This window comes from Pseudoalteromonas thalassia (genome assembly GCF_049257215.1).
GTDB lineage: Bacteria > Pseudomonadota > Gammaproteobacteria > Enterobacterales > Alteromonadaceae > Pseudoalteromonas > Pseudoalteromonas lipolytica_C.
On sequence record NZ_JBMMUE010000003.1, the window covers coordinates 175,876 to 188,526 of the forward strand.

The 12,651-nt window shown below is 40.7% G+C and carries 7 protein-coding genes; 6 read left to right on the forward strand and 1 reads right to left on the reverse strand.

The features are described 5' to 3' along the window. Window positions 1-61: 61 nt before the first annotated feature. Complete coding sequence (locus AAEU31_RS05405; RefSeq protein WP_421966685.1) at window positions 62-1,708, forward strand: hypothetical protein; 1,647 nt, start codon at window positions 62-64, stop codon at window positions 1,706-1,708. Window positions 1,709-2,145: 437 nt separating this feature from the next. Continuing rightward, a complete protein-coding gene (locus AAEU31_RS05410) occupies window positions 2,146-4,224 on the forward strand; it encodes a TonB-dependent siderophore receptor (RefSeq protein WP_421966686.1) in 2,079 nt (692 codons plus the stop codon). Between the two features lie 478 nt (window positions 4,225-4,702). On the opposite strand, the gene AAEU31_RS05415 is transcribed toward AAEU31_RS05410, so the two are convergent. Then, entirely contained in the window at window positions 4,703-5,470 is a 768-nt protein-coding gene (locus tag AAEU31_RS05415) for a rhamnogalacturonan acetylesterase (RefSeq protein WP_421966687.1), read from the reverse strand. Window positions 5,471-5,824: 354 nt separating this feature from the next. Between AAEU31_RS05415 and AAEU31_RS05420 the strand changes: the two genes are divergently transcribed. From AAEU31_RS05420 to uxaC, 4 genes are all read left to right on the forward strand, one after another. After that, on the forward strand, window positions 5,825-8,851 hold the full coding sequence (locus AAEU31_RS05420; protein WP_421966688.1) for a TonB-dependent receptor: 3,027 nt from the start codon (window positions 5,825-5,827) through the stop codon (window positions 8,849-8,851). Between the two features lie 151 nt (window positions 8,852-9,002). Next, the gene (locus tag AAEU31_RS05425; protein WP_421966689.1) at window positions 9,003-10,481 is read left to right on the forward strand and encodes a glycoside hydrolase family 28 protein; all 1,479 of its coding nucleotides are present in this window, start codon (window positions 9,003-9,005) and stop codon (window positions 10,479-10,481) included. Continuing rightward, window positions 10,481-11,107, forward strand: a complete 627-nt coding sequence (eda, locus tag AAEU31_RS05430) for a bifunctional 4-hydroxy-2-oxoglutarate aldolase/2-dehydro-3-deoxy-phosphogluconate aldolase (RefSeq protein WP_065978971.1) — start codon at window positions 10,481-10,483, stop codon at window positions 11,105-11,107. The genes AAEU31_RS05425 and eda overlap by 1 nt, the downstream gene beginning before the upstream one ends. A gap of 53 nt (window positions 11,108-11,160) precedes the next feature. After that, complete coding sequence (gene uxaC / locus AAEU31_RS05435; protein WP_421966690.1) at window positions 11,161-12,603, forward strand: glucuronate isomerase; 1,443 nt, start codon at window positions 11,161-11,163, stop codon at window positions 12,601-12,603. Window positions 12,604-12,651 lie beyond the last annotated feature (48 nt).

The following is a 12,651-nucleotide window of genomic DNA, read 5'->3' on the forward strand; positions in this document are numbered from 1 at the left end:
ATTAATACAAAGCCCACTTTTTTGCTTTGTATCCTAATGTACTAACTAGTGGATTATATTTATGTCTAAGAAAAATAACTTGTTATTATCGACCCTTGCTGTTGCTGGTGTGATGACAGCAAGCAATGCAACTGCAAATAGCTGTCAGGGCGAGTTGTTTGCGATGAATTCAGGCCGAGGCGAACTTGGCATTATGTTTAGCCTAGACGAACAAAATAAAACAGCTAAAGCCGATTCAATCGCTAAATTTAGCTCATCGGCTATTGCTTATGATGAAACAACAAATCGAACTTATTATGTTTCATCACCTATTCCACTAGAGTACAAAGTTGATACCTCTCACCTTAATATTAGTGAAGAGCAATCATCACAATTGCCAATCCAAGGCGAAAAGTTTAAATATAGTCGTTTAGCGTATTTAGACCATGCTACAGGTGAGCATGTTTCTGTTGGCAGAACGAGTTCTGTTATTGGTTTAACCTATGACCCTCAAACTGACTCATTAATTGCAGTTAGTTATTCTAAGCTACTAAAAATTGATAAAAATACTGGTAGTACAACTGAGCTTGCAGACTTTAGTGATGTTGATGGCTTAAGTCGAGCTGATTTAGTTATCAAAAATGGCGAACTTTTCCTGATCACTGCGACATCGGTTTACAGTGTTGATCGAAGCAATTATCAATACACAAAGCTTGCTGAACACAACTTAGTAAATGTTGGTGGTGCAACACTGAGTCAAAAAGGTGACATTATCATCAGTCGCTCAGTTATCAATGACCATGGTGACAAAAACGAATCAAAACTTTATAAATTAAGCCCATACACAGGTAAATCATGTTTTGTTGCAAGCTTGCCTGTACGTATTAATGATTTAACGACTAACACGCAAAATACGACTGAATGTTACACCCAAGCGCCTTGTTTAATCGATAACGAAGGTATCGCTTATTATTCAGAAAAAGTGATGGACCAACTGGGTGCTAAATGGCAGTCATTCGACTTTGCTGACCAATATTTTACCGCACCGGCTATCTTCACATCGGCGCCTACTAATAATGATCCTAATGGTGGAGCACTAAGATTAACCAATGTAAGCGACAATAGCTATTCTGTCTCATTTCAAAAATGGCAATACATCAAAGATGCGCATAAAGATGTTGAGTCGTTTGACTTTCTAGCAATGGATGAAGGCCGCTACACTATGAATGATGGCACTATTGTTGAAGTTGGCAGCTTTACGTTGAGTGACACAAGAGAATATAAAGCTGTTGAGTTTAAAGACTCATTTTCACAACAGCCTTACTTGTTTTTACAAGCACAGACTTTCAATGGTAGCCACACTTTCTATACTCGCGCTACTAACCTAACGAGCACTGGATTTGATGCAGCATTTTACGAGCAAGAAAGCTTGAATGACGGGCACTTTGCAGAGCGTGTTTCGTACCTTGCTATTTTACCTGGCTCTGGCAAATCTGGGACGCTAGATACAGTTGCTGGCTACAAAGAATACAGTCTCCACGAAGCTTATATCGATCATAGTGGTGGTCAGATTGGTAATCACTTCTATATGCTTCAAGAAGAGCAATCTCTTGACTCAGAAGTCCTTCACACTAGAGAGCGTGTGGTTGTAATGGATATTGAAGAGGTAAGTCTTGCGCAAACTGTAACGCTTAGAGGTAATGATACGTATTCTCTGCGAAGAAAATAAAATACCCCGAATTTAAGGCGCCAACTGGCGCCTTTTTTGTGTTTACTTCATTTGAATTTCATTAATTGGCAATAAAGCTTAATTATTTTAAAAAATAACACCTTTCACTACTAGCTTTAAAATTAGCTTATTTATAGCTTTATAGGCGTCCCAGCTAAAGCAATCAAGGTTCAATTGCAGAGAACAACTAAGCAACAAATTTTTGCCTAATATCACTCAGGTTTTATTACCTAAAAACCCTTCTCTTAATTAGCCGAATTAATATAAGCACCTCAAGAGCATTTCAAAAAACTAATTTTTAAACTTATTTGTATTAACATACCACCATTTGCGATAAATGGTGATGATAGTTATTATCATTTGTGATAACTTACCCGCAAATTGCTTATCAAACACAAAAACCCTAAAAACCAGCTAAATAACACGCGGAGATAAAAATGAAATTCACTCAGTTGCCTGTTGCAACCGCTATTCTTTGTGCACTGTTCCCTCAAATCAGTTTTGCGGAGCAAACAGCTGACGTAGAGGCAAAGCTCGAAAAAATCGAAATTGTTGGCATACGTCAAAACCGTATTAGTGAAGGAGCGACAGGTTTAGCGCTAGAAATTGATGAAACGCCGCAATCTATCAGTGTGATCTCTGCTGAGCAACTAAAAAATTATTCCGCTTTTAACATTAATGATGCTTTACGCTTAGCCCCAGGTATCAATGTTGAAGAATGGGAAACTAACCGTACCAACTATACATCGCGAGGTTTTGAAATTAAGAATACACAAATCGATGGGGTTGGCTTACCAAATGACTGGGGTATCGTTACCGGCGCAATGGAAGCATACGGCTACGAAAAGATTGAAGTTATTCGTGGTGCCAATGGCTTACTTACCGGCGTAGGTAATGCATCGGGTACCCTTAACTATGTACGCAAACGGCCTAAAAACGAAAACGGCGGCGAAATCGGTGTCTCTGTTGGCTCATGGGATTTTAAACGTTTACAAGCTGACTACTCACTATTATTAACTGAATCAGGTAGTTGGGCTGCTCGCTTTGTGGCTGCCGCAGAAGATAAAGAGTCATACCTAGATGGCCTTGAGAACAATCGTGAGTTTTTCTCTGCGGTGGTAGATGGTCAGCTTACAGATAACTCAACGGTTACTATGGGTTATTCTTACCAAGATGCTGATACCGATGGCAATACCTGGGGCGGCCTAGTTTATAACTACACAGATGGTACGCAAGCTAAATGGGATGTCAGCGACACAACCACTCAAGAGTGGACTATGTGGGACACTATTAACACCTCAGCATTTGTTGAATACAACTATATTTTTGCAAACGCGTGGCAGCTTCAAGCGAGCTACAACTTCCGTGGTTTTGAAGAGCAAGACAAACTATTTTATGCCAGCGGCAGCATTGATAAAGACACCAGTCTTGGCCTAAGTGGTTGGCCGGGTCGTTATGATAGCGAAGTGGATGCTGACTTATTTGAAATCAAAGCATTTGGTGCCTTTGAATTGTTTGGTAAAGAGCACCAAGCAAGCTTTGGGGTAAGCCATGCAAAAAGTGATGATGTGATGTATCAACACCCGTTTGATTTTGCAAATACACCGGCTTACGGACCAACGCCTGCGTTCCCGTACGATTTAGATGCGATCCCAGAACCTGATTGGTTAACGCCGGTTCTGTATTCAGATATTGAACAAAAGCTAACCCGTTACTTTGGCTCGGCTCAGTTAAATATTACTGATAAATTATTTACCGTGGTTGGTTTTAACGCTATTGAGTTTGAACGCTCAGGCATGAATGCCGGTGCATCTATCGATAATGACGAAAGTGAAACAAGCCCATATATCGGTTTTACCTATAAGTTAAACGACGATTTAAATCTATATGCTAGTTACTCTGATATTTATCAGCCGCAAGAACAAACTGATTTCAACGGCCAATACTTAGCACCGACTAAAGGCACTAACTTTGAAACCGGTGTAAAGGCTTCTTGGTTTGATGATGCCTTAATGACAACATTTGCCTACTTTACTGCTGAGCAAGATAACTTTGCGCAATACGCGGGCCTCACTGAAGATGGTATTTATTACTATGAAGGCGTGTCTATTGAGTCAGAAGGCTATGAATTTGAAGTCACAGGTAAAATCACCGACGCTATGAATATCGTTGCATCTTATACACATATTGATGTAACTGATGAAAATGGTGATGACACTAATAAATGGGCACCTCGCGATGTTGTCGCTGTAACAGTAGATTATGCGGTGACCGATGCGGTGGTTGTGGGCTTAAATGGCCGTTGGCAATCTAAAATCGAAAGCACTGACTACAATGTAAAACAAGGGAGTTATGGCTTACTTAATGCCTTTGCTCGATGGAATATCAACGACAACATTGACATACAAGCAAACGTCAACAACATCACTGACGAGCAGTACATTAATAGTTTACAAACTGTGGGTTATTATGGTGCGCCTACAAACGGCAGCCTAACCTTAACTTATAAGTTTTAACTCGGTGGATGTGTCGCCCATCGGGGCGACACAATTTTATTAATTAGGGCAACTGCCTAACTCGTAATACCCCGCACTAGTTTGCGCTAAGGTACTGATATAAAAAGTGTTTTAAAGACCTAAGCTATCACCTGAGCCCAACGCATAAGCGTATGATCCGTTCGTCGTCGCACGATTAGCCTGTACATGTGCATAGTTACTTGAAGTCGTCTCTGTACACATATAATCGCCAGTAACCCCAGCATCGATGACAAAACTAATGCTGTCAGTTGATGACTAACCCAATGTAGTAGAACAATTAAAAAAGCGAACTATAACTATAGTGCTATAAAATTAAGGACAATAAAGCCAAAAGAAGCAACGCGTTTATAATGTCAATATGTGAAATTACACCAAAACCGATTAACAAAACCCAATAAAAAAGCCTCACAATCTTATTGTTAGGCTTTCAGTAAAAAATACAACTTAACGCTCAAATTTAACGCTTTAGGTGTTTAGGGTCTGGCTTCCTAACTTTTGCAACCAAGGGATGATTCATCTTCTTTAATTCTGTTAACACAAGCTGAGCAACCTCTGTTGCACCCAGTTGGTTCAAATGGGTGTCATCTGTTACACCTAACGGGTAATTAGGGTGCAAATCAGGGGCAATATGCATGAAACGTAATGCAGAGCCGTCATCACCTAGCGCTTGAAAGTAGCGTTTAGTAATTGCTTCCATGTCAATAAAATCAACCTTTGTTTGTTTAGCAACATCTCTTACCGCATCTGCATACAGCGGGTGCGTCTCTTTAATCGTTCCGTCTTCATTAAAATAGCGGCGCGTTACCGGTGTCATTAACAGGGGATGAGCTTGCTTTTCGCGCACATCTTTGATGAAGCCAAGTAAATTTTCTTTAAAGTCGGGTACGGATGTGTAGCGGTCACCTTTTTGTTTTGATTGATCATTATGACCAAACTGTATGATGACGTAGTCTCCTTGCTTAATCTCGTCCATAATCATTTGCCAACGACCTTCTGATTTAAAAGTCCGTGTGCTGCGACCATTTTTAGCTAGGTTAATTACCTGTACTTGATCATTAAAGAAGTATTGAAAAGGCATTCCCCACCCTGTTTCTGGGTAATCTTTCACTTCTTTTATTGACATTGTAGAGTCACCCGCCATAAAAACGTTGATCTTTTCACCTGCCTGAACTGAAGACGAAAGTGCAACACCGACACATAAAAACCTTAAAAAATGCTTAAACATCGACCTACTCCTGTAGAAAATTAAATCAATTAAAATGACCCTAGCATACAATGCCACCGGTGGCAAATAAAATAAATAAAATCAACCTACTATTGCACCATCATGTAACTTGCAGCGGTTTTAAAAACGTTAATTTGTAAAGGAAATATTAATATTATTGGTTTATTTGGTTTGACAGCACGAATTTTTACGTATAATTTCTACCTAAATGCCACCGGTAGCAAAACAGGGATTAAAGTGGCATTTTACTCTTTGCGTAATTGAACACACAATCGCATAAAAAAATAACAGGATATGACTTATGCCGTTTGAAAGTCATGTAATTTATAACAATAAACTACAACTGGAACAGCAATGACAACAAGTAAGCAAACATTCAAACTAAGCTGCCTTATGACCTCATTAATGCTTAGTGGTGTAATGGGTAGTTATGCAGCTAATGCACAAGAGCAACAAAATAACGTAGAAGAAGATGATGGCATCGAAATCATCCAAGTCAAAGGCTATCGTGGCAGTATCAATGCAGCCCTAATGTCTAAACGTGAAGCGGTAGGCACACGCGAAACTATCATTGCTGAAGATATTGGTAAATTTCCTGACCTTAACGTCGCAGATTCACTCTCTCGCGTTCCTGGTATCTCTATTGAAGAAGATGCTGGCGAAGGACGTCAAATAACAATACGCGGATTAGGCTCTCGTTATGTTAAAACGACAATAAATGGCATGGAATCAGCTTCCGCTGGTGCTGCAACTGATGCAGCTGGCGGCTCTAATACTTCACGCGCGTTTGACTTTAACGTCTTTGCATCTGAATTGTTTACTCAAATTGATATTAACAAGACTATTTCTGCCGAATTAGAAGATGGCGGTATTTCTGGTAATGTTAATTTACAAACTGCGCGTCCATTCCAATACGATGGCTTTAAAGGCTCATACAATGTCAATGCGCGCTACAGTGACGTTGATGAAGATGTATCACCCCGTGTGTCATTTATGCTGAGCAATAATTGGGATAACAAATTTGGTATCCTTGCTTCTGTTGCATACAGTGATGGCACAGTTCAAAGTGAAGGTTCATCAACTGGTCGTTGGACTGTCAATAACCCAAATTATGTCGATGGCGGCTCACCCGTAGGCCAAGGTGGAACAAACTACTTATCGGCAGAACCAAGAACCCTACTCGTTCCAAATGGTAATTATACCAATGACAATTTAGACGGTTTATATCTACCACGGATCCCGCGTTATTCTTTATATTCAAAACAGCAAGAGCGTATAGGTGCAACGCTTGCCTTACAATATGCACCAACTGACGACCTTTCATTTAACCTTGATATACTGCATGCCAGCCTTGAAAATGATATGGAAGAGTTCCATTACGAAGTGCTATTTCGTGATCAAAAAGACATTGTTCCTGAAAATATTTACGTCGATAGTAACAACACAATCGTTGCGGGTGCATATTCGAACGCGATTATTCGTTCAGAAACACGACGCGACGCATCTGAATCAGCATTTGATCAAGCTAGCTTCACGGGTGATTGGTACATTAACGACCGTTTTAAAATGAACTTTCTAGTTGGTCAAGGCAAGTCTGATTTAGATATTCCTTACATGACAACATTTGCTTTAGATAGCAATCAATCAACTGTGGCTTATAGCTTCGACAGTAATATTGATCCGCTAACGTTAATAAATAACACGGGTGGCGAAGCTATTGGTAGCGGTGAATTAAATACCAATATGCCATCTTTTGCATTTGCGGCAGCTCAACCTCCTGGTGGCAACTACACCAAAGAACAAATCGAATCAGTAATGACTGATCCTAATAATTATACGGCAGGTTTGGTAAGAAACCGCTCGCAAACGATTGTTAGTGAAAATAAAACTATCCGTATCGATTTTGATTATGAGATTTCAGATGAATACAGAGTTAAGTTTGGTATTGGTAAGCGTAGCTTTGAAACTGAGCAACACTACAACTTAAATAACTGGCGTGATATTGATACTGAAACGAATAAGACTTCTGGAGAAAGCGCCGAAGAACGTGTTATGTACTTAGATGAAGAGCTCATTAATGGCAGCTTATTTAACACGACTCTTGATGAGCAAGGTGTTCATTTTGGTAATAACGCATCAATTCCAAGTAATTCAACACTCAATGCAGGGACTTGGTTAGCTCCCGATTTCAACGCCATGTACGACGCATTCTCTGACCGCGATTTTTTCCAAGCAAAAGAAGATTATCGCCGTACCTATTACATTAAAGAAGAAGTCGCAACGGCCTTTTTACAGTTAAACTTTAGAAAGTACATCTTTGATAATGAGCTAAGAGGTAATGTTGGTGTGCGCTATGTAGATAATAAAAATACAAGCCGCATCGTAAATACCGATCACCTATATAAAGACAGATTCACCGCAGGACGCGGCGATGGCGCCAACTTTGAAAATGGTTATGGTTGGCGTGAATCAGTGAGCGAAGGAGATGAGTGGCTACCTTCTCTAAATCTTGCTTATGATATCACTGAAGATTTAGTCGGTCGTTTTAGTTATTCACACGCCATTACCCGACCAAAACTATCTGACTTGCGTTCATCAATTAGTATTAATACCCCGAGTATTGAAGATCCAACTGCAACAATAAGAATGGGAGCAGGCCCATCACTGCAACCGTATAAAGCTAAACAATATGATGTAGGTTTAGAGTGGTACTTTGCTGATGAGTCACTAATTGCATCGTCGCTGTTCTTCAAAGACATTTCTGGCTTAACAACATCAAGCAAAGATGAGGTCCTTTCACAGGCTGAACTTGACAGACTGGGTATTGACTTGGGCGACACTGATCCAAGCACGGTAACATGGCAAATTTCGCAACTAGTGAATACCGATCCTGAAAGTATGTGGGGAGCGGAGTTTATCTACCAACAGCCCTTTACATTCTTACCAGAACCGTTCAATGCATTAGGTATACAAGCTAACTATACATACATTGATTATACTCGCGATATCGAAGATCCATTTTATGGTACACCTTTGAATTTAGTCGAAGAAGAAACGTCTAAAAACACTTTCAATGTAACGATGTATTACGAAGTAGATAATTGGTCAGCACGTTTCTCATACAACTATCGTGGTGGTTATAACAAACAATACCTCGATGAATACAAAGATGAATCAACGTTTGTACGTGGCTATGATGACAAAGCAAAACTCAACTTCTCTGCTCGCTATGAACTGACAGAAAATATGAGCTTGTCGTTTGAAGCCGTTAACTTAACTGATGAAAAGCAAGAGATGTGGAATGATATTTACACACCTCGCCCATACGAAAGCTTATCATCAGGACGCCAATATTTAATCGGCTTGCGCGGATCATTTTAACAAATGACTCCCCTCCAAATAACCAATACTGTGTGGTTGGTTATTTTTTATAAAATCTCTAGCAACAATTGCCACCGGTGGCAATTGTTGCTAGAGTACTTCAACTATAAAAACAATTAGCACACACGTTGTGACTACAGGAACCTTGAGTATGAACAATAATCGCCGATTTTTTCTTAAAGCCTTCGCCTCGAGTAGTTTAGTAGGTACTGCTGCATTAATGGGCTGCAAAAGTGCGGGTGTAAATACCTTACTGACGCCAACAGAAAATAATGATTGGTCAGCAGCCGAAGCGATTAAAAAGAACATTAAAGTACCACAGTTCGCCGAGAGTGCTTTTAATATCGTTGACTTTGGCGCTCAAAGTGGCGGTACGTTTAATAATAGCCATGCTATAAAAAAGGCTATTTTAACCTGCCACCAGCAAGGTGGTGGAAAAGTTATTATTCCTGAAGGTGTATTTTATACCGGCCCGATTCACTTATTATCGAACGTTAATTTACACCTTGAAAAAAACGCAGTGCTAAGTTTTAGTACTAATCCAGATGACTACCTACCTGCAGTATTCACTCGTTGGGAAGGCCTCGAGATGATGGGGTATTCCCCTTTAATTTATGCGTATGGCCAACAAAATATAGCTATCACTGGCGAAGGTATACTAGAGGGTAATGCGAATAATACCACTTGGTGGCCATGGAAAGGTCCGCACAAAGAAAAACACTGGGAATTACAATACCAAGAAAATGGTCAATTGATGGATCAAAAACCAGCACGTAAACAATTAATGGTTGATGCTGAAAACGCCTTACCTGTTGCTAAGCGAATCTACGCTGATGGTGCATATCTGCGCCCCCCTTTCATTCAACCCTACCGCTGTAATAATGTGTTAATTGAGGGAGTGACTATCAAAAACTCTCCTTTTTGGTTAGTAAACCCCGTGTTATGTAACAGTGTGACAGTCAGTGGTGTCACGTTTTCAAGCCATGGACCAAATTCCGATGGTTGCGACCCAGAAAGCTGCAATCATGTGCATATAAAAGACTGTACGTTCGATACGGGTGATGACTGTATTGCAATTAAATCAGGGCGAAATGCTGACGGTCGTCGCGTCAACACGCCATCTGCCAATATAGTGATCGAAAACTGTCATATGAAAGAGGGTCACGGTGGTGTCGTCATTGGCAGTGAAATATCAGGCGGTGTGAACAATGTTTACGTACAAGATTGCACGATGGACAGTCCACATTTAGAACGTGCCATCCGTATTAAAACCAATTCTGTCCGCGGTGGATTAATTGAGCATATTCGCATTCGTAATGTTGAAGTTGGCACAGTAAAAAATGCAATTGTTATTAATTTCTTTTACGAAGAAGGTGATGCAGGCCAATTTGACCCCACCGTACGCGATATCGTTATAGACAATCTGCACTGTAATAACGTGCTTGATAAAGCGTTCTATTTAAATGGATTTGAGCGGGCACCTATCAAAGATTTTACAATTATAAATAGCCACTTTGATAACGTCGCAAAACAGTCAATCGTTAAAAATATCACCGATTTCAATGTTGAAAACGTCACCTTGAACAATCAATCAATTAGCGCAAAACAATTATTAGCGGAGTCAATCTAATGGCACAGAGCGCATTTTCTAAATTAATGGCAGGACAACCGATTTTGCCAATCATCCAAGCACATGATCCACAGCAAGGAGTCGCCGTTGCTCGGGCTATGCAAGATGCTGGTATTAATTTAGTCGAAGTTGTACTTCGCACTGAGCAATCATTAGCTGCAATAACAGCGATAAAATCGGCATTACCAAATCTCATCGTGGGTGCGGGGACAATTACCCGTAGTGACACATTAAATAACGCCATCAATGCAGGCGCTGATTACATTGTAACGCCAGCAGTATCGCCTCGCTTGCTAGATGCTTTAGCAAGTTGTGGCAAACCATGCTTACCAGGCGTATCGAATAATGCCGATATTCTTCTCGCCAGTGAATATGGCTTTACAGAACACAAGTTATTCCCAGCTTCATTGTGTGGCGGAATCGATTTTTTACACGCTGTCTCGAGTGTTTTTCAAGAGATACGCTTTTGTCCTACAGGCGGTGTAAATGCTCAAAATTTCAAAGATTTTTTAGCATTAGATAATGTATTTGCTGTGGGTGGAACGTGGGTCGCAAAACCTGATTGGGTGAATACAAAAGACTGGCAAAGTATCACTCAAGCCTGCGCTAACGTACTAACAAAATAAATTGGCCTATTTTGCCACCGGTGGCTAATAAGTAAATGAATAAAGGAAACACTATGACTCGTCAATCACAGTCTCTTAAACTACATCCTGATCGCCTATTTTCAAGCGATCCCGCTGTCGTAAGCATTGCCCGTGAACTTTACAATGAAATAAAAGGTCTCCCTATTGTAAGCCCACACGGACACACAGACCCTAAATGGTTTAATGAAAACCCTCATTTTGGTAACGCTACTGAGCTTTTCATAAAACCAGATCACTATGTGTTTAGAATGCTCTACAGCCAAGGCATCGACTTAACAACGTTAGGAATTCCTGAGCATGGCTTAGAAGGTGATATGGCACGTTCTAAAAGCGTTGATCCAAAAAAAGCATGGCAAATTTTTGCGGACAATTATTACTTGTTCGCAGGTACACCCAGTGGCTATTGGCTAGACGCTGTATTTAGCGATGTTTTTGGTTTTACTGAAAAATTAAATTCAGAAAATGCGCAAGACTATTATGACAAAATAACCGCAGAGCTGGCGACTGATGCCTATAAACCGCATGCGCTAATGGACCGTTTCAATATTGAGCTAATTGCAACCACAGAAGGTGCGCTAGACTCGCTCGATCATCATCGTGGCATGGCTGGTACAAACATGGCAAAGCGAGTTATTACAACGTTTAGACCAGATGATGTGGTTGATGCAAGTCGCGAAGACTTTATCGATAATGTCGCAAAACTAGGGGAGCTAACCGAGCAAGATACCACAACGTGGCAAGGGTATTTAGACGCTATACGTATTCGCCGTGAGTACTTTAAAAAAGAAGGTCGCGCAACAGCCACTGACCATGGGCACCCCAGTGCAATAACTGCCGACTTGTCACTGAGTGAATGTGAAGCATTGTTCGAAAAATGCCGAACTGGTCACGCAAATGAGCAAGAACAAGAGCTGTTTCGTGGACAAATGCTGACCGAGCTTGCAGGCATGAGTATCGAGGATGGTTTAGTAATGCAAATCCACCCAGGTGCACACCGCAACCATAACCAACCGATTTTCAATCAATTCGGTCGTGATAAAGGGGCAGATATCCCAAGCCAAACAGAATATGTAAACGCGCTTAAACCACTATTGAGTAAATACGGTAATCATCCAAAGTTAAAAATCATCTTATTCACTCTCGATGAAACCACCTATAGCCGCGAGCTTGCGCCACTTGCAGGCCACTACCCTAGCCTAAAACTAGGGCCTGCATGGTGGTTCCATGATAGTCCGGCTGGTATGCTGCGTTTTCGTCAACAAACCACTGAAACAGCGGGCTTCTATAATACTGTTGGTTTTAATGATGATACGCGTGCATTTTTATCTATTCCGGCCCGCCACGATGTCGCGCGTCGTGTGGATTGCCGCTATTTAGCTGAACTTGTTGCTAATCACCAAATTAGTATTGAGTCAGCACATGAACTCGCTTATCAGTTAACCTATGGTTTAGTGAAAAAAGCATACAACTTATAATAAAAACACTTAGGCCAAAGCTTTGCTTTGGCCTTTTCAGGGGAGAAC